This window comes from Microvirgula sp. AG722, from assembly GCF_003269145.1.
Lineage (GTDB): Bacteria > Pseudomonadota > Gammaproteobacteria > Burkholderiales > Aquaspirillaceae > Microvirgula > Microvirgula aerodenitrificans.
In genome coordinates this window covers 275,067-293,624 of sequence record NZ_QLTJ01000001.1, presented here as the reverse complement: position 1 = coordinate 293,624, position 18,558 = coordinate 275,067, and the positions used below count along the sequence as shown (strand labels likewise).

The following is an 18,558-nucleotide window of genomic DNA, read 5'->3' as shown; positions in this document are numbered from 1 at the left end:
TTTTTTATCGCAATCAGCCCGGATGGCTGTCGCCGTGATGCGTGGGGTTTGCCGCGTCACCCGCTGTCCGCACCGCATCTGGATCGTTTATGTCCCAAGTGACTTTGCAACCGAGTGGCCGCTGTCTGACGGTCGAAGCGCAGGAAACCATTCTCGAGGCCGCACTGCGCCAGGGCGTGGCGCTGCCGTATGGCTGTCGCAACGGCGCCTGTGGCGCCTGCAAGGGCAAGGTGCTGTCCGGCGAGGTCAGCCACCGTCCGCACCAGGCCAAGGCGCTGCCCGATGCCGAACGCCAGGACGGAATGGCACTGCTGTGCTGTGCCGAGCCGGTCGGCGATGTCACCGTCTCGGTGCGCGAGGTCGAAGCGGCCAGCAGCATCCAGATCAAGACCCTGCCGTGCCGGGTCGAAAAAATCGAACGTGTTCACGACGTCGCCGTGCTCAAGCTGAAGATCCCGGTGTCCGAACGGCTGCAGTTCCTCGCCGGCCAGTACATCGACATCCTGATGAAGGATGGCAAGGCCCGCAGCTTCTCGCTGGCCAATGCGCCGCACGAGGACGGCCTGCTGGAACTGCATATCCGCCACATGCCGGGCGGGACTTTTTCCGAGTACGTGTTCCACCAGATGAAGGAAAAGGAAATCCTGCGTTTCCGGGGGCCGATGGGCAGCTTCTTCCTGCAGGAACACTCCGACAAGCCGATCGTGTTTCTGGCCAGCGGCACCGGCTTTGCACCGGTCAAGGCCATTATCGAGCATGCGATCCATATCGGCGTGACGCGGCCGATGGTGCTGTACTGGGGCGCGCGCACCCTGGCCGACCTGTACATGCCGGCGCTGCCGGAAGCGTGGAAAGCCCGGCTGCCGGACTTCCGCTATGTGCCGGTGCTGTCCGAACCGCTGGCGACGGACGGCTGGACCGGACGGACCGGTTTCGTCCACCAGGCGGTGCTCGACGACTTCAGTGACCTGTCCGGCCACGAGATCTACGCCTGCGGCGCGCCGGTCATGGTTGAGGCGGCGCACGGCAGCTTTATCCGCGAGCGCGGGCTGCCGGAAGATGCGTTTTTCTCCGATGCCTTCTTCCTGTCCAGGGACACCAAACCGGCAGCATAAGCAGGGAAAAATCGCGGCAGGAGAAACTGGGCCGGCATGTTATGACATGCCGGCCCAGACTGCTCATGAAGGAGGGCACCGACGGCAGCAGTGGCGTCGGTACACGCCCGACTGACAGGATCTGCCGTGAGCACGGCAGTCTGTCTGATTGAATCCTGCCTCTTCCGTCCCCGCCGCCGCGGGGAAACCTCGCTTCGCTCGTCCGTTCTTCGCGGGTTAGGGGTGGATGGACAGTCCGGGCCGGCATGTTATGACATGCCGGCTTTTTTACTTTCTGTGCATTTTTTGTTGGAAAACGAGCGGCAATGCCATTACCCTCTGGGTAGGTAAATCAGAGAAAGCTAATGATGGCTGAGAAGAAAAAGGGCCTCGGCTTGTGGATGTGCATTGCACTGGTCTGCGGCAACATGATCGGGTCCGGGGTATTCCTGCTGCCATCGTCACTGGCACCGTATGGCGGGATGGCGATCGTGGGCTGGGTGCTGACGGCGATGGGGGCGGTACTGATTGCGCTGGTGTTCGCCAGCCTGACGGCGCGGATGCCGCGCGACGGCGGACCGTATGCGTACACGCATGATGCGTTCGGCAGCTTTGCCGGCTTCTGGATCGCCTGGGGCTACTGGATTGCGCTGTGGGCCGGCAATGCCGCCATTGCGGTCGCCTTCACCAGCTATCTGTCCGGCTTTTTCCCGATCCTGGCCAGCAACCATTACGCCGGCGGTCTGTGCTCGATCGGCCTGGTGTGGCTGGTGACCTGCATCAATCTGCGCGGGGTCGAGAGCGCCGGCGGGGTGGCGGTGGTGACCACCGTGATCAAGCTGCTGCCGCTGGTGGCCATCGCGACCCTCGGCCTGTTCTGGTTCGATGCCGACAACCTGGTTTTCAATCCGAACAACCTGCCTGTCGGGCAGGGCATCAGCTCGGTCGCCGCACTGACGCTGTGGGCCTTCCTCGGCCTCGAATCGGCGGCGGTGCCGGCCGGCGATGTTGAAAACCCGGAAAAGACCATCCCGCGCGCCACACTGATCGGCACGCTGATCGCTGCCGTGGTCTATATCGGCGTGACCGTTGCGGTCATGGGCGTGCTGCCGCACGACCAGCTTGCCAGTTCGCCGGCGCCGATGGCCGATGCCGCCCGGGTGATGTGGGGTGACTGGGCCTATACCGTGGTCGGCATCGGTGCGGCCGTGTCCTGCCTCGGCGCGATCAATGGCTGGTCGCTGATGCCGTGCCACGTGTCGGCCGCCGCCGCGCGCGACGGACTGTTTCCGAAACGTTTCGCCCAGCTGAGCAAGCGCCGGGTGCCGGCCTTCGGCCTGCTGGTGTCGTCGGTGCTGGTGACCATTCTGCTGATCTGCAACTACTCCGGCAGCCGCGGCATGGTGGAAATCTTCAACTTCATCATCCTGCTGGCGACCATGACCACCCTGCTGCCGTACGCGTTTGCCGCTGCGGCCGAGCTGCTGTTCATCGCCACCGGCCGCAAGCCGGCGCGCCATGTCGGCCGTGCTGTGGCCATTGCTTCGCTGGGCTTCGCCTATTCGGTCTGGGCGCTGTATGGCGCCGGGGCGGAAACCATCATGTGGGGCATGCTGCTGCTGATGCTGGGCCTGCCGATCTATGTGTGGATGGCCGCGGAGAAGCACCGCCACGGCGAGGACACCTCCGAGTCCTGACCCCGGTTGCCCAGGCAACGAAAAAGCCCCCGGCCTGTCTGGCCGGGGGCTTTTTGCAGCTGCTGTCAGTGCTTGTCGCCGGAACGCTCGTGGGCGCTGGTCGGGAACGACATTTCGCTGTACTTGACGAAGCGGGTCTTGTGCTTGATCCGGTAGCCCCACCAGATGGCGAGGAACAGCGGAATGCCGACATAGGTGGCGACGATCGCGCTCCAGTTGATCCGGTTGCCGAGGAAGGCCTCGTAGTTCTGTCCCAGCGTGATCACCATGCACAGGAAGAACGCGAACAGCGGGCCGAACGGGAAGTACGGCGAGCGGTACGGCAGCTCGTCCAGCGAGTGGCCCTGCAGCAGGAAGCCCTTGCGGAAGCGGTAGTGGCTGATGGCGATGCCGAGCCAGGCGATGAAGCCGCACATGCCGGACGTGTTCAGCAGCCACAGGTAGACCACCTGGTCGCCGAACAGCGACGAGGTGAAGCACAGCATGCCGATGGCCGTGGTGGCATACAGCGCATTGCGCGGTACGCCGCCGCTGGACAGCCGGGCGAAGATCTTTGGCGCCATGCCGTTGGTGGCCATGTTGTACAGCATGCGGGTCGACGCATACATGCCGGAGTTGCCGGCCGACAGGATGGCGGTCAGGATCACCGCGTTCATCAGCCCGGCGGCGAAGGCCAGCCCGGCGCGCTGGAAGACCAGCGTGAACGGCGAGGTGCCGATGTCGGTCACGTCGTTCTTCAGCAGCAGCGGATCGGTGTACGGCAGCAGGGCGCCGATAATGAAGATGGCGAACACATAGAACAGCAGGATGCGCCAGAACACCTGCTTGATGGCGCGCGGAATGTTCTTTTCCGGGTTTTCCGATTCGCCGGCGGCAACGCCGATCAGTTCGGTGCCCTGGAACGAGAAGCCGGCGATCATCGCCACGCCGACCATGGCCGGCAGTCCGCCGGCGAACGGGGCGTCGGCAATGAAGAAATTGCTCAGTCCCGGCGACGTGTGGCCGCTCATCACGCCGAAGATCATGGCCAGACCGACGCCGATAAAGACGATGACGGTAATGACCTTGATCATCGCGAACCAGTATTCGGCTTCGCCGAAGCCCTTCACCGAAATGAAGTTCAGCAGGAACATCAGCGCGAGGAAGATCACGCTCCAGTACATCCCGGGAACGTGAGGGAACCAGTAATGCATGACGATCTGGGCCGCGGCGAGTTCGACCGCAATGGTGACCGCCCAGTTGAACCAGTAGTTCCAGCCGAGCGCGAAGCCGAAGCCCGGGTCGACGTAACGTTCGCCATAGGTGGCGAACGAGCCGGAAACCGGCATGTAGGCAGCCAGTTCGCCGAGGCTGGTCATCAGGAAATAGACCATCAGGCCGATCAGCGCATAGGCGACCAGTGCGCCGCCAGGGCCGGCCTGGGCCACCGATGCTCCGGAGGCGACGAACAGCCCGGTGCCGATGGAACCGCCGATGGCGATCATGGTCAGGTGCCGGGCCTTCAGGCTGCGGTGGAGCCCTTCCGGCCCGGCGGCCGGCGGCGTGGTAGTGGGGGGAGTTTGCTGCATTCTCGCTCTCCTGTATGAGGCGGTGGTCTGACCATCTTTGGTTCTGGACAGGGGACCCCGGCGTCATCCGCGCCGGGGAGCGGGCGAATCAGTGGCCGGCGAAATCGCAGACGGTGAACAGCGGGATACCGGCATCGCGGATCACCTGCGAACCACCGAGTTCCGGCAGATCGACGATGGCGCCGGCTTCGACGATGTCCGCACCGAGCCGGCGGAGCAGCTTGACCCCGGCGGTCATGGTGCCGCCGGTGGCGATCAGGTCGTCGATGACGACGAAGCGCTGACCCGGCGTGCAGGCATCGGCATGGACCTCGACCGTGGCACTGCCGTATTCGAGTTCGTACTGCTCGGCGATGGTGGTGAACGGCAGCTTGCCCTTCTTGCGGATCGGGACGAAGCCGACGTTCAGCTCATAGGCAACGACCGAACCGAGAATGAACCCGCGCGCATCGAGCCCGGCCACCATGTCCACGCGCTGGTCCATATAGCGATGGACAAAAATATCGACCAGTACGCGGAAGGTTTTCGGATCCTGCAGCAGCGGCGTGATGTCGCGGAACTGCACGCCTGGCTGCGGCCAGTCGGAAACGGTGCGGATATGCGCCTTGATATAGTCGGCGTAAGTGAGGTGTTGCAACTCGGCCATAAAAATTTTCCAGCTGTCTGGCGCCCGCCTGGTGGCGGGCGCAGCGGACGATGGTAGTCCCGTCGGTAGTGTGGTGGTCAGTGGAAGAACGCAAACTTGACCGCGAACAATGCCGCAATGATGACCACGGTCGGGGTGATGTCGCGGTAACGTCCCGACAGGATCTTGATCAGGGTATAGCTGATGAAACCGAACGCGATGCCATCGGCAATCGAGTAGGTAAACGGCATGCCAACGGCAGTGATCACCGCCGGCGCCGATTCGGTCAGGTCGTCCCAGTCGATTTCCGACAGGCCGCGTGCCATCAGCACGGCGACATAGCACAGTGCCGGCGCGGTGGCGAAGGCCGGAACGGTGCCGGCCAGCGGCGACAGGAACAGCGCCGCCAGGAAGCACAGCGAGACGACGACGGCGGTCAGGCCGGTGCGGCCGCCGACGGCGGTGCCGGCTGCCGATTCGACATAGGCGGTCACGCTGGAAGTGCCGAGGATGCCGCCGGCCATGATGGCGGTGGAGTCGGCGAACAGCGCCTTCTGCAGTCGCGGCAGGCGGCCGTTCTTGTCCAGCAGTCCGGCGCGGTGCGACACGCCGACCAGGGTGCCGGTGGTGTCGAACAGGTCAATGAAGAAGAAGATGAAGATCACGCCGATCAGGCCGCTGTGGAAAGCGCCGGCCAGGTCCATCTTCATGAAGGTTGGTTCGATCGACGGCGGTGCGGCGAACACACCCTTGAATTCGGTCAGGTTCAGCAGCACCGACAGCAGCGTGACCAGCAGCACGCCGATGATGATCGAGCCGGTCACCTTGCGGTATTCGAGTGCGACGATGACGATGAAACCGAACACCGCCAGCAGCGTGCTCGGCGACTGGATGTCACCGAGCGTGACCATGGTGGCCGGCGACGCGGCGATCACGCCGGCGCCCTTCAGACCGATGATGGCGAGGAACAGGCCGACGCCGGCTGAAATCGCCAGCTTCAGCGAATGCGGAATCGCATTGACGATCAGCTCACGGATTTTCAGGCTGGTGATGGCGACGAAGATCACGCCGGAAATGAACACCGCGCCCAGCGCGGTTTCCCACGGTACGCCCATGCCCTTGACCACGGCGAAGGTGAAGTAGGCGTTCAGGCCCATGCCCGGAGCCAGTGCGATCGGGTAGTTGGCCACCAGCCCCATCACCATGGTGCCGAGGGCGGCGGCAATGCAGGTGGCGACGAACACGGCGTTGAAGTCCATCCCGGTCTGGGACAGGATCGCCGGATTGACGAAGATGATGTAGGCCATGGTCAGGAAGGTGGTCAGGCCGGCAATCACTTCGGTTTTGACCGACGTGCCGTGTTCCTTCAGCTTGAAAAACGAATCGAGAGAAGCCATCTCGGCGCATCCCATAAGGTTTGGATAAGGAGGAAGGCGCGTATTCTACGCAAAAAATGCCTGCGCCAACGCGCTGTTATCGCACGGGACTGCGCTGGATCATGTGATCGGCATGGCTGCCGGTGTCGGCGGCGATGGCCTTTTGTGATAATCTGGAAAATTCGACAATTTCGAATCCTTGCCTTCCAATCCCATGCAGAGCGGTAATATCTTCATCGTCACCGCGCCTTCCGGCGCCGGCAAGACCACGCTGGTCGCAGCCCTGCTTGCAGCCGACAAGCAGGTGCAGCTCTCGGTGTCCTATACCACGCGCGCACCGCGGGACGGCGAGACGCACGGCCGTCACTACCATTTCGTCGACCGGGCCACGTTCGAGTCGATGATCGACCGTGGCGACTTCCTCGAATACGCAGAGGTCTACGGCAACTACTACGGCACCAGCGAAACCTGGATCCGCGAGCAGCTGTCGACCGGACGCGACATCCTGCTGGAAATCGACTGGCAGGGCGCGCAGCAGGTACGGCGCACGTTTCCGGAAGCGATCGGGATCTTTATCCTGCCGCCGTCGGTCGAAGTGCTGGAGCACCGCCTGCGCGGCCGGGGCAAGGACGACGAGGCCACCATGCAGAAAAGGCTCGCCGCCGCGCGCAGCGAGATCGACCATGTGGCCGAATTCGATTATGTTGTGGTCAATGAAGAACTCGATGAAGCGGTCAGGGACCTGGTGTCCGTGGTTCGCGCCGAGCGCCTGACGCAACTGCAGCAGATGGAGCGCCGTGGCCGGCAGATCGCCGCCATGCAGTCGCTGGACTGATCCGCCCACCCTTACACGACACGAACAGGACAAACAGATGGCACGAGTAACTGTAGACGATTGCCTCAAGCGCATCCCGAACCGCTTCGACCTGACGCTGGCCGCGGCCTACCGCGCCCGCCAGATCGCCAACGGCGGCCAGACCCTGATCGACGGCGCCAAGGACAAACCGACCGTGGTGGCCCTGCGCGAGATCGCCGCCGGCCATGTCGGTCGCGAACTGCTCGACCGCGCCCGCAGCTGATCACCGACCGCGAACGATAACAGCATGAACAGCGCCGACGCCCACACCATCGACTATGACGCCATGGTGAATGCCCAGGCGGAAGCGCTGCTTTCCACTGCCGCGACCTACCTGAAGCCGGACGACGTACCGTTCCTGCGTACGGCCTTCGAGTTCGCGCGCGACGCGCATACCGGCCAGACCCGCAAGAGCGGCGAACCGTACATCACCCATCCGCTGGCGGTGGCGCAGATCCTCACCGAATGGAAGCTGGACGCGCAGGGCCTGGCTGCTGCGCTGCTGCACGACACCATGGAGGACACCGGCGTTGCCAAGGCGACGCTGGCCGAGCGTTTCGGCAAGCAGGTGGCCGAACTGGTCGACGGGCTGTCCAAGCTGGAGCGGCTCGAATACCAGAGCAAGGAATCGCGCCAGGCGGAAAACTTCCGCAAGATGGTGCTGGCGATGGCGCGCGACATCCGCGTGATCATCATCAAGCTGGCCGACCGGCTGCACAACATGCGCACGCTGGATTCGATGCGCGAGGAAAAACGCCGGCGCATTGCCCAGGAAACGCTGGACGTCTATACCCCGATTGCCAACCGCATCGGCCTGAACAAGGTGTACCGCGAACTCGAGGACCTGTGCTTCAAGCACCTGTACCCGAACCGCTATCACGTGCTGTCCAAGGCGGTGAAGGCCGCGCGCGGCAACCGGCGCGAACTGGTCGGCAAGATCATGCAGTCGCTGGCGCGCAAGCTGCTGGAAGCGAATATCGAGGCCACCATCCGGGGCCGCGAAAAGAACCTGTACAGCATCTATCACAAGATGCAGGAAAAGCACCTGAGCTTCTCCGAGGTACTGGACATCTACGCATTCCGCGTCATCGTCAACGACGTGCCCGGTTGCTACCTGGCGCTGGGCGCGCTGCACGGGCTGTACAAGCCGATTCCCGGCAAGTTCAAGGATTACATCGCCATTCCGAAGTCGAATGGCTACCAGTCGTTGCACACCACGCTGTTCGGTCCGTACGGCACGCCGATCGAAGTGCAGGTGCGCACGCGGGAAATGCACAAGATCGCCGAAACCGGCGTGGCCAGCCACTGGATGTACAAGTCCGGTGGCCCGACCATGGACGCGGCGCGTCAGCGCACCCACCAGTGGCTGCAGGACATCCTCGACATCCAGGCCGAAACCGGCGATGCGGTCGAGTTCTACGAACACATCAAGATCGACCTGTTCCCGGACGAGGTCTACGTGTTCACGCCGAAGGGCAAGATCCTGGTGCTGCCGCAGGGGGCGACGCCGGTCGATTTCGCCTATGCGGTCCACACCGACATCGGCCATCGCTGTATCGCCGCCAAGGTCAATCACGAGCTGGTGCCGCTGCGCACCGAGCTGAAAAACGGCGACACGGTCGAAGTGATCACCGCCGCACACTCGAAGCCGAACCCGAGCTGGCTGAACTTCGTCGTCAGCGGCCGGGCGCGCTCGGCGATCCGCAGCTATCTGAAGACCCTGCATCGCGAGGAAGCGCGCGTGCTGGGCGACCGCCTGCTGAAGCAGTCGATCCATTCGCTGGCCGCGCAGCCGTTCGTGCTGTCCGATGGCGTGTGGAGTGCGTACCTGAAGGAAGTCGGCGACAAGAACGTCAAGTCGACCGACGTGCTGGCCAGCATTGGCGCCGGCAAGCAGCAGGCGATGGTCGTCGCGGCCCGGCTGCTGGAACTGGCCGGCGAAGTGCTCGGTGGTCCGGCGCGCAGCGGGCCGCTGGTGATTCGCGGCAACGAGGGCAGTTCGATCCAGTACGCGGCCTGCTGCTCGCCGCTGCCGGGCGAACGCATCGCCGCCGCGCTGACCAAGGGCCAGGGCATGGTGCTGCACACCCGCGACTGCGCCCAGCTCAAACGGCTCGACCCGGACCGGGTGCTGGATGCCGAGTGGGAAATCCGCACGCCGCGCCTGTTCAGCGTGCCGGTGACCATCCTGGCGCAGAGTGCGCGTGGCGCACTGGCCAGCGTTGCCGCCGCCATCAGCGAGGGCGGGGCGAATATCGAGAGCGTCGACATGCAGGACGCGCACCATGGCGAAGGCTATGTGCAGATTCATTTCCGCCTGCAGGTCGGCAGCGCCCAGCACCTGAACGAAGTACTGAACCACATCCTGGCGCAGCCGCTGGTCGAGCGCGCCGTGCGCGGCTGAGCCGGCGCGGCGACAAAACGCTTGGGTTGCGCTGCACCGGTGATTACACTTTCCCGCTTTCCATCGTCCGCCAAGTCACACTACCCATGAATATCCTGGTGCTTACCGTCAACGGTGTCCGGCGCGAAGTGTCTGCGCCGCAGACCGTGGCGACATTGCTGGCCCATGAGTCCTTGCGGGAACGCCGCGTGGCGGTCGAGGTCAATGGCGAACTCGTGCCGAAAAGCCGCCATGCCGACACGGCGCTGGCCAGTGGCGATGCGGTCGAGATCGTCGTCGCCGTCGGCGGCGGCTGACCTGCCGCCGCACCCGCATTCGCCCATTTCATTCCGAGGACAGCATGGATTCACTCGTTATCGCCGGCCGCAGCTACGCTTCGCGCCTGCTGGTAGGCACAGGGAAGTACCGGGACTTCGACGAAACCGCCAGGGCGCTGGATGCGTCCGGTGCCGAGATCGTTACCGTGGCCATTCGTCGCGTCAATCTGGGTCAGGACCCGAGCCAGCCGAACCTGCTCGACGCCCTGCCGGCCGACCGCTACACGCTGCTGCCGAATACCGCCGGCTGCTACAGCGCCGACGACGCCGTGCGCACGCTGCGGCTGGCGCGCGAACTGCTCGACGACCACCGGCTGGTCAAGCTGGAAGTGCTGGGCGACCCGAAAACGCTGTTCCCGAACGTGCGCGAAACGCTGAAGGCGGCCGAAGTGCTGGTGGCGGAAGGCTTCGACGTCATGGTTTATACCTCGGACGACCCGATCGTTGCCCGCGAGCTGGAACAGATCGGCTGCTGCGCGATCATGCCGCTGGCCAGCCTGATCGGTTCCGGCATGGGCATTCTCAATCCGTGGAACCTGCAGATCATCATCGACGAATGCAAGGTGCCGGTACTGGTCGACGCCGGGGTCGGCACGGCCAGCGATGCGGCCATCGCCATGGAGCTCGGCTGTGACGGCGTGCTGATGAATACCGCCATTGCCACCGCGCGCGAGCCGGTGCGGATGGCGCGGGCAATGAGGCTGGCGGTCGAGGCCGGGCGCGAAGCCTGGCTGGCCGGGCGCATGGCGAAGAAGCCGTACCAGGCCAGCCCGAGCTCGCCGGTTGACGGCCGCATCGGCAGCGGCAACTAGCGCGGGCGCAGCTCGTGGACCGTCTGAAAAAACAATGTTTTACATTTTGGACGGTGCCCGGCTACAATTACGGACTCAGCCGAATTCTTCGGTTGTTTTATTTTGATCAAACACATCCAAAGGATTGGTGATTCTTCATGCCTAGCGTTCGCGTGAAAGAGAACGAGCCGTTCGAAGTGGCAATGCGCCGCTTCAAGCGCTCCATCGAAAAAACCGGTCTGCTGACCGAACTTCGCGCCCGCGAGTTCTACGAGAAGCCGACCGCAGAGCGTAAGCGCAAAAAAGCTGCTGCCGTAAAGCGCCACTACAAGCGCCTGCGCAGCCAGATGCTGCCGCCGAAGCTCTACTGATTTTTTCGGTACCGCGAGAAGCAAAGCAAGAAACCGCGAGCGCAAGCTTGCGGTTTCGCCGTTTCCGGGCTGGCAAAATCAGCGATGACCGTCGTCTTGTCGTCGCGCTGCATTGGCCCCACATTGTCCTCATTGTTGAATGATCGAGACCGCCATGACGCTGAAAGCACGCATTACCGAAGACATGAAAACCGCGATGAAGGCCAAGGACACCGCCCGGCTGGGCGCGATCCGCCTGTTGCTGGCCGCCATCAAGCAGAAGGAAGTCGACGAGCGCGCGGACATGGACGATGCGGCGATCATCGCCGTGATCGACAAGCAGATGAAGCAGCGCCGCGACTCGGTGTCGCAGTACGAAGCGGCCGGCCGCCAGGATCTGGCCGACAAGGAAAAGGCGGAAATGGATGTGTTCGCCGCCTACCTGCCGCAGCCGCTGACCGATGCCGAGATCGATGCACTGATCCATGACGCGATCGCCGCCACCGCTGCCGCCGGCATGGGCGACATGGGCAAGGTCATGGGCGTGCTGCGCCCGCAACTGGCCGGTCGGGCCGATATGGGCGCCGTGTCGGCCCGCATCAAGTCCGCGCTGGCCGGCCGCTGAGCCGGGCGCCGGGCATGATCCCGCAGGATTTCATCGACCAGCTGCTGTCGCGCACCGATATCGTCGATGTGGTCGAGCGCTACGTGCCGCTGAAGAAGGCCGGGCGTGACTACATGGCCTGCTGCCCGTTCCACAAGGAGAAATCGCCGTCGTTCTCGGTCAGCCAGACCAAGCAGTTCTACCACTGCTTCGGCTGTGGCGCCCACGGCACGGCGATCACCTTCATGATGGAACATGCCGGCTACGGCTTTGTCGATGCGGTCAAGGAACTGGCGCAGCTGGCCGGCATGCAGGTGCCGCAGGTCGCGGCCGAGCTGGCGGCGAAAGAGGCGGAAACCCGCCGGACCGTCGACTCGCTGTCCGAGGTCATGGTCGAGGCGGCCCGCTTCTACAAGCAGCAGCTGAAGTCGTCGCCGGTGGCGGTCGAGTACCTGAAGCGCCGCGGGCTGACCGGTGAAATCGCCGGCCGCTTCGGGCTTGGCTATGCGCCGGCGGGCTGGAACGGCCTGCAGGCGGTGTTTTCCGACTACCTGGACCCGAAGCTGGACGAGGCCGGGTTGCTGATCGTCCGCGATGACGGTACCCGCTACGACCGTTTTCGCGAACGGGTCATGTTCCCGATCCGCGATGTGCGCGGACGGGTGATCGCCTTCGGCGGCCGCATCCTCGACAAGGGGGAGCCGAAGTACCTGAACTCGCCGGAAACGCCGCTGTTCGAGAAGGGGCGCGAGCTGTACGGCCTGTTCGAGGCGCGCGAGGCGATCCGCGAGGTCAACCGGGTGCTGGTGGTCGAAGGTTATATGGACGTGGTGGCGCTGGCGCAGCACGGGGTGTCGTACGCGGTGGCCACGCTGGGCACCGCGACCACGGCCACCCATGTGCACAAGCTGTTCCGCCATGCCGACCGGGTCATTTTCTGCTTCGACGGCGACAAGGCCGGCCGGCGTGCCGCATGGCGGGCGCTGGAAAACGTATTGCCGGAACTTCGTGACGGAAAACGGGTCGACTTCCTGTTCCTTCCGAGCGAACACGATCCGGACAGCTATATCCGTGAATACGGGCGTGAAGGTTTCGAGGCGATCCTGGATGCCGAAACCGTGCCGCTGTCGGCCTACCTGACGCGCGAGCTGTCGCAGCGGGTGGACCTTGGCAGCGACGAGGGGCGGGCCGAGTTCCTGAACCTGGCCAAGCCGCTGGCACTGGCCGTCAAGGCCCAGGCGCTGTCCATCCTGCTGCGCAAGAAGCTGGCCGAGATGGCCCACCTCGACGTCGACGAACTCGACCGCCTGTGGGGGCTGCGGCGCGGCCTGAGCGGGCGGCAGGGCGTGCGCTCGAAGGCAATCGGCAGCCGGCGGGTGGAAGTGTCGCTGCCGCGCTGGCTGCTGCGCGCGCTGATGCTCGACCCGGCGCTGGCCCGCGACACCGTATTGCCGCCGCCGGCGCAACTGGCCGGCGATGCCCAGTTGCTGGGCGAACTGGTGTGTTTCATCCAGACAACAGGCGCAAGCGACAGTGCAGGTCTGCTGGAGCGCTTGCGCGATACTGATCTTGGCCAGCGCATCGAGCCGCTGGTTGCCGAGCTGCTGGTCGATCCGGCTGCGCTGCAGGCGCCGCCGGCGGAGGAATTTGCCGGGGCGATCGACCAGCTCGGTGCACGAATCGCGGGCGAACGCTTTGACCGGCTGAAGCAGAAAGATGCCGAGCAGGGCCTGAGTCCGGATGAAAAGCGCGAGCTGCTTGACTTGCTCGTGCGGATTCGTCCCACGTCCTGACGTGAGACGAGAAATCTGATACAATTTGATGTTTTTCCAGCTCAATTTTGCAGGATTGCACAATGGCGGCCACTCCCAACAGCAACAAAGATTCTGACGCGAAGAATCCGGCGGCAGCCCAGGACAACACCGAAGAGCGCCGCAAGCGGCTCAAGCAGTTGATCGTTCAGGGCAAAGAGCGCGGCTTTTTGACCTATGCCGAGATCAACGACTCGTTGCCCGAGGACGTGCTCGATGCCGAGCAGATCGAAAGCATCATCGGCATGATCACCGACATGGGCATCCAGGTGTACGACGAAGCGCCGGATGCCGAGCAACTGCTGATGTCGGACTCGACACCGGTGGTCGCCGACGAAGACGCGGTGGAAGAAGCCGAGAGCGCGCTGTCGACCGTGGATTCCGAATTCGGTCGCACGACCGACCCGGTGCGCATGTACATGCGCGAAATGGGGACGGTCGAGCTGCTGACGCGTGAAGGCGAAATCGAAATCGCCAAGCGTATCGAAGACGGCCTCAAGCACATGATCCAGGCGATTTCCGCCTGCCCGGGCATCATCCGGGACCTGCTTGCCCAGATTGATCGCGTTGCAGCGGAAGAAATCCGCATCGACGAAGTCATCGACGGCATCATCGACCCGAACGCAGAGGCGGAAGCCGCCGCTGCCGCCGCGCTGGCCGAAGCCACCAAGGCCGAGGAAGCGCTCGCCGCCGCCGAAACCGAAGGCGACGAGGAAGTCGACGAGGAAGAAGAAGAGGAAGACGACGCCGAGGCCGCTGCGGCCGTGGCCGGCGCCAACCTCGAGGAACTCCGTCGTCAGGCGCTGGAACACTTCAGCGGCGTGCAGAAGAACTTCGACAAGCTGATCAAGCAGCTGGAAAAGCATGGCCCGCAGTCGAAGCAGTACCTGGAAGTGCAGCAGGAAATCACCGATGCCTTCATGCTGGTGCGTTTCTCTGCCCGCCAGGTCGAAGGCCTGTGCGACATGCTGCGTACCGAAGTGGACGAGATCCGTCGCCATGAGCGCGAGATCCTCGACATCTGCGTGACCAAGTGCCGCATGCCGCGTGACCTGTTCATCGCCACCTTCCCGGGCAACGAAAGCAACCCGCAGTGGGTCGAGGACGTGATTTCGAGCGGCAAGCCGTTCGTGTCGACGCTGGAACGCTACAAGCACGCCGTGATGGAAAAGCAGCAGAAGCTGTGCGATCTGCAGGACCGCACGATGCTGCCGATCAAGGAAATCAAGGAAATCAACCGGCAGATGGCCACCGGTGAAGCGAAGGCCCGCAAGGCCAAGCGCGAAATGATCGAGGCCAACCTGCGTCTGGTGATCTCGATCGCCAAGAAGTACACCAACCGTGGCCTGCAGTTCCTCGACCTGATCCAGGAAGGCAACATCGGCCTGATGAAGGCGGTGGACAAGTTCGAGTACCGTCGCGGCTACAAGTTCTCGACCTATGCGACGTGGTGGATCCGTCAGGCCATCACCCGTTCGATCGCCGACCAGGCGCGCACGATCCGCATCCCGGTGCACATGATCGAAACGATCAACAAGATGAACCGGATCAGCCGTCAGATCCTGCAGGAATCCGGCCTGGAGCCGGATCCGGCCGAACTGGCCAAGCGCATGGAAATGCCCGAGGACAAGATCCGCAAGATCATGAAGATCTCGAAGGAGCCGATCTCGATGGAAACGCCGATCGGTGACGACGACGATTCGCATCTGGGCGACTTCATCGAAGACCTGCAGACCATGGCTCCGTCGGACGCGGCCATGTACTCGAGCCTGAAGGAAGCGACCAAGGAAGTGCTCGACAGCCTGACGCCGCGCGAGGCGAAGGTGCTGCGCATGCGCTTCGGCATCGAAATGAACACGGACCACACGCTGGAAGAAGTCGGCAAGCAGTTCGACGTCACCCGCGAGCGTATCCGCCAGATCGAAGCCAAGGCCCTGCGCAAGCTGCGTCACCCGACCCGTTCGGAACGCCTGCGCAGCTTCCTCGACGCGGATCCGAGCACGCCGTAAGGCGGGCCGGGGCGGCGGTCGGCATGGCCGTCGCCATGCTGCACACGGAAACAGGGGATTGCCGACACACGGCAATCCCCTGTTTCATTCATGTCTGCCCGGGGGCGCGGACACGGGAATGCCCTGATGCCACGGCGTGCAGGCGGGTTTTCCCGGTAATCCGGTCAGGATTATTGACTTTTCAATCAAGGCATTACTCACCAAACTATGCAAATATTGTAATTTTTTTGCAAAGTGAGCATGTCGACATGGCTGGCAGATTCTCGCTGGAAAACCTGACCGTAAGCCGCAAGCTGGCACTGGGTTTTGGCCTGCTGCTGGCACTGGCCGTGTTGCTGGCCCTGACCGGGCTGTACGGATTGCGCAGTGACGGGCAGTCGCTGACACGCATCAACCGGCTTGGTGCGCTGTTCGACGAGACCGTTTACGCGCGGGAAGCCAACTACGCCTATGCGCTGACGGCGGATCCGGCCCGGCGCGCGGCCCAGGACAAGCATGTGCAGACCCTGCGCCAGGCCCTGATGGCGGTGAGGGCGGAGATCGACAACGGCAGCTGGCCACGGGAAGACCTGGCGGCGATCGATCACCTGCGCGGCGCCCTCGACCGCTATGTCGACGCCCGCCAGCGCGCTCTGGATGCGACCGGTGCCGGTCCGCAGGCGGTCATCCGGCCGAATGCGCTGTTGTCGACGTTGCAGGCCGATATCAACACGCTGTATCTGGCCGAAGAAGCGCGGGCCGCCGTCAGCGTGCATCAGGTGCAGATCGTGCTGCTTGCCGTTACCGCGCTGGCCCTGCTGCTGGGCGGACTGATCGCCTGGCTTATCGGACGCCAGATTACCCGGCCGCTGCAGCAGACGCTGCTGGCCGCCGAGCGCATCGCCAGTGGTGACCTGACGGTGGAGCTGCATAGCCGGCGCACGGATGAGCTCGGGCAGTTGCTGCGCGCCATCGGGCACATGAACGACCGGCTGCGCGAGGTCATCGGCCAGATCCGGGGCGGCTCGCACCAGCTTGCAGCGTCTGCCACCCAGCTGGCCACCATCACCAGCCAGACCCGGGCCGGCATCGACAGCCAGAAGAACGAAACCGGCATGGTGGCGGCGGCCATGGGCCAGATGACCGCCAGCGTGCGCGAGGTGGCGCGCAGCGCCGAGGAGGCCGCGCTGGCTGCCCGTCAGGCCGATGACGAGGCCTGCAGCGCGCTGGCCGTATCGCGGCAGGCGGTCACGCAGATCGAGGCACTGGCCGGCGAGGTCGGCCAGTCGGCGGCGTCACTGACCCGCTTGCACCGTGAGAGCGAACGCATTGCCGGCGTGCTCGAGGTGATCAAGGAAGTGGCCGGACAGACCAATCTGCTGGCGCTGAATGCGACCATCGAAGCCGCGCGGGCCGGCGAGGCCGGCCGCGGCATTGCCGTGGTTGCCGACGAGGTGCGCAAGCTGGCGCTGCGCACCCAGCAGTCTTCGGAGGAGATCGATGCGCTGATCACCGGGTTGCAGCACATTACCGAGGAAAGCGCGCGCATGATGCAGGCCAGCGTGGCCCAGACCCGGGCCACGGTGGATGGCGTGCGCAATACCGGCGAGGCCCTGACGACGATCACCCGCCAGGTGGCCGACATCCAGTTGATGAGCACGCAGATTGCCACCGCGGCAGAACAGCAGAGCTGTGTGGCCGAGGAGGTCAACCGCAGCGTCCTGAACGTGCGCGAAACCACCGACCAGTCGGCGCAGGCCAGTGTCGAGATTGCCACTTCCAGCGTCGAACTGGCGCGGCTGGGGACCGATTTGCAGCAACTGGTCGGGCATTTCCGTACCTGATGCGGATGGCGCATGCCACCGGCCCGCGCGAAACGCATGTTGCCGACACGTATGCTAGAATCACGCCGTGCCCGGCTTGATGCCGGGCCATCCGGTTTTCGGGCCTCTAGCTCATGCCTGGTTAGAGCAGCGGACTCATAAAATTTGTGCCATGCGCGTGGAAACTGCGCATGGGATGGTGTCAAATTCGGTGAAACCTAAGCGCAGCGATGCGTATGGCAATGCCGAGCCAAGCTTCAGGTCGAAAGTCCTGTTGAAGGTGTAGAGACTAGACGGCACCCACCTAAGGCGAAAGCTATGGTGAAGGCATAGTCCGGGGAGTGGCGAAAGTCACACAAACCAGAATCCGTTGGTGCCGAGTTCGACTCTCGGGGGGCCCACCAGACAGCAAAGCCAACCTCTGCACGGGGTTGGCTTTCTTTTTTGTGCCGGCGGCAGGTCAGGGGCAGTGGCTTGCGCAGCCCCCGGCCCATCTCCCTGCCCCCGGTACCGACCTTCCTACAGCGCCGCGCGCTGCGTGCCGCGACCGGCCGGGCAGTAGTCGTTGTTCAGAAAGCGCGAACTGTTGATCCACTGCTGCGACGGGTAGTAGGCGAAGACATAGCTGCCCTGCTGCAGCGTGTCGATCAGCGGCTGGGCCACGGCCGGGCGTACGGCCGGGCAGCCCTCGCTGCGGCCGAGGCGGCCGAGGCTGGGGATCACGCTCGGATCGGCATAGGAGGCCGAGTGGATGACGATGCCGCGCGCTTCGCTGTTGCTGTTGATGCCCTGTTCGAGACCGGCCAGCCGCAGCGACTTGCCGTGCTTGCCGTAGTAGGTTTCCCCGGTGCGGTACAGCCCGAGCGAGGTCTGGTAGCTGTTCGGCTGGTTGGAGAAGTCGGTGGCGACGTCGCCGCCGCTGTTCTTGCCGTGGGTGACCCATTCATCGAATACCAGCCGCATGGCGCGCAGGTCGAACACCCACAGCCGCTTTTCGCGCGACGGGCGGGAAAAGTCGATGACGGTCAGGAAGTTCTCCTTGTCGCCCAGGGTGGCATTCGCGCACTTGACCGCGCCCATGGCCAGTTGCAGCACGTTCAGGCTGATGTCCGGCGCCAGTTGCTGCAACTGCTCGGGCGTCGGCAGGCCGCCGGCGGAGGCCTGCAGCGGCAGCAGCAGCAATGAGGCCATGCCGGCCAGGGACAACAGGGTTTTCTTGCAACGACTCAGCGTCATGTTGGCAACGCTCCAGAA

16 protein-coding genes are annotated in these 18,558 nt (G+C 63.9%); 12 read left to right on the top strand and 4 right to left on the bottom strand.

Features of this window, described 5'->3' with window-relative positions; genetic code table 11:
- The first annotated feature begins 89 nt into the window (after window positions 1-89).
- Window positions 90-1,115, top strand: a complete 1,026-nt coding sequence (locus DFO50_RS01310; protein WP_028498094.1) for a CDP-6-deoxy-delta-3,4-glucoseen reductase — start codon at window positions 90-92, stop codon at window positions 1,113-1,115.
- 347 nt (window positions 1,116-1,462) lie between these two features.
- Window positions 1,463-2,791, top strand: a complete 1,329-nt coding sequence (locus tag DFO50_RS01305; RefSeq protein ID WP_112692028.1) for an amino acid permease — start codon at window positions 1,463-1,465, stop codon at window positions 2,789-2,791.
- Window positions 2,792-2,856: 65 nt separating this feature from the next.
- Here DFO50_RS01305 and DFO50_RS01300 read toward each other — a convergent pair whose 3' ends face one another.
- The 3 genes from DFO50_RS01300 to DFO50_RS01290 all read right to left on the bottom strand — a co-directional run bounded on the left by DFO50_RS01300 (window position 2,857) and on the right by DFO50_RS01290 (window position 6,396).
- A complete protein-coding gene (locus DFO50_RS01300) occupies window positions 2,857-4,359 on the bottom strand; it encodes an amino acid permease (protein WP_051528638.1) in 1,503 nt (500 codons plus the stop codon).
- An 88-nt stretch (window positions 4,360-4,447) separates the two neighbouring features.
- Window positions 4,448-5,005 carry an adenine phosphoribosyltransferase gene (locus tag DFO50_RS01295; RefSeq protein ID WP_028498092.1) on the bottom strand — a complete coding sequence of 186 codons (558 nt, stop codon included), beginning with the start codon at window positions 5,003-5,005 and terminating at the stop codon, window positions 4,448-4,450.
- A 77-nt stretch (window positions 5,006-5,082) separates the two neighbouring features.
- On the bottom strand, window positions 5,083-6,396 hold the full coding sequence (locus DFO50_RS01290) for an NCS2 family permease (RefSeq protein WP_373280108.1): 1,314 nt from the start codon (window positions 6,394-6,396) through the stop codon (window positions 5,083-5,085).
- 178 nt (window positions 6,397-6,574) lie between these two features.
- On the opposite strand from DFO50_RS01290, the gene gmk reads away from it, so the two are divergent.
- From gmk to DFO50_RS01240, 10 genes are all read left to right on the top strand, one after another.
- The gene (gmk, locus tag DFO50_RS01285; RefSeq protein ID WP_107888821.1) at window positions 6,575-7,195 is read left to right on the top strand and encodes a guanylate kinase; all 621 of its coding nucleotides are present in this window, start codon (window positions 6,575-6,577) and stop codon (window positions 7,193-7,195) included.
- A gap of 37 nt (window positions 7,196-7,232) precedes the next feature.
- A complete protein-coding gene (gene rpoZ / locus DFO50_RS01280; protein WP_028498089.1) occupies window positions 7,233-7,439 on the top strand; it encodes a DNA-directed RNA polymerase subunit omega in 207 nt (68 codons plus the stop codon).
- Window positions 7,440-7,463: 24 nt separating this feature from the next.
- On the top strand, window positions 7,464-9,620 hold the full coding sequence (locus DFO50_RS01275; protein WP_028498088.1) for a bifunctional (p)ppGpp synthetase/guanosine-3',5'-bis(diphosphate) 3'-pyrophosphohydrolase: 2,157 nt from the start codon (window positions 7,464-7,466) through the stop codon (window positions 9,618-9,620).
- 86 nt (window positions 9,621-9,706) lie between these two features.
- Window positions 9,707-9,916 (top strand): sulfur carrier protein ThiS, encoded by a 210-nt coding sequence (gene thiS, locus DFO50_RS01270; protein WP_199489709.1) that lies wholly within the window; start codon window positions 9,707-9,709, stop codon window positions 9,914-9,916.
- 44 nt (window positions 9,917-9,960) lie between these two features.
- The gene (locus DFO50_RS01265) at window positions 9,961-10,749 is read left to right on the top strand and encodes a thiazole synthase (protein WP_028498086.1); all 789 of its coding nucleotides are present in this window, start codon (window positions 9,961-9,963) and stop codon (window positions 10,747-10,749) included.
- Window positions 10,750-10,886: 137 nt separating this feature from the next.
- Window positions 10,887-11,099 carry a 30S ribosomal protein S21 gene (gene rpsU, locus DFO50_RS01260; protein ID WP_028498085.1) on the top strand — a complete coding sequence of 71 codons (213 nt, stop codon included), beginning with the start codon at window positions 10,887-10,889 and terminating at the stop codon, window positions 11,097-11,099.
- A 154-nt stretch (window positions 11,100-11,253) separates the two neighbouring features.
- Window positions 11,254-11,703: a GatB/YqeY domain-containing protein gene (locus DFO50_RS01255; RefSeq protein WP_028498084.1), complete on the top strand. Its 450-nt coding sequence runs from the start codon at window positions 11,254-11,256 to the stop codon at window positions 11,701-11,703.
- A gap of 14 nt (window positions 11,704-11,717) precedes the next feature.
- Window positions 11,718-13,475, top strand: coding sequence for a DNA primase (gene dnaG / locus DFO50_RS01250; protein ID WP_028498083.1), 1,758 nt, complete (start codon window positions 11,718-11,720; stop codon window positions 13,473-13,475).
- A gap of 62 nt (window positions 13,476-13,537) precedes the next feature.
- Window positions 13,538-15,502: an RNA polymerase sigma factor RpoD gene (gene rpoD, locus DFO50_RS01245; RefSeq protein ID WP_028498082.1), complete on the top strand. Its 1,965-nt coding sequence runs from the start codon at window positions 13,538-13,540 to the stop codon at window positions 15,500-15,502.
- Window positions 15,503-15,750: 248 nt separating this feature from the next.
- Window positions 15,751-17,325 carry a methyl-accepting chemotaxis protein gene (locus tag DFO50_RS01240; RefSeq protein WP_112691926.1) on the top strand — a complete coding sequence of 525 codons (1,575 nt, stop codon included), beginning with the start codon at window positions 15,751-15,753 and terminating at the stop codon, window positions 17,323-17,325.
- 498 nt (window positions 17,326-17,823) lie between these two features.
- Here DFO50_RS01240 and DFO50_RS01235 read toward each other — a convergent pair whose 3' ends face one another.
- On the bottom strand, window positions 17,824-18,540 hold the full coding sequence (locus DFO50_RS01235) for a murein L,D-transpeptidase catalytic domain family protein (RefSeq protein WP_028498080.1): 717 nt from the start codon (window positions 18,538-18,540) through the stop codon (window positions 17,824-17,826).
- Window positions 18,541-18,558: the final 18 nt, after the last annotated feature.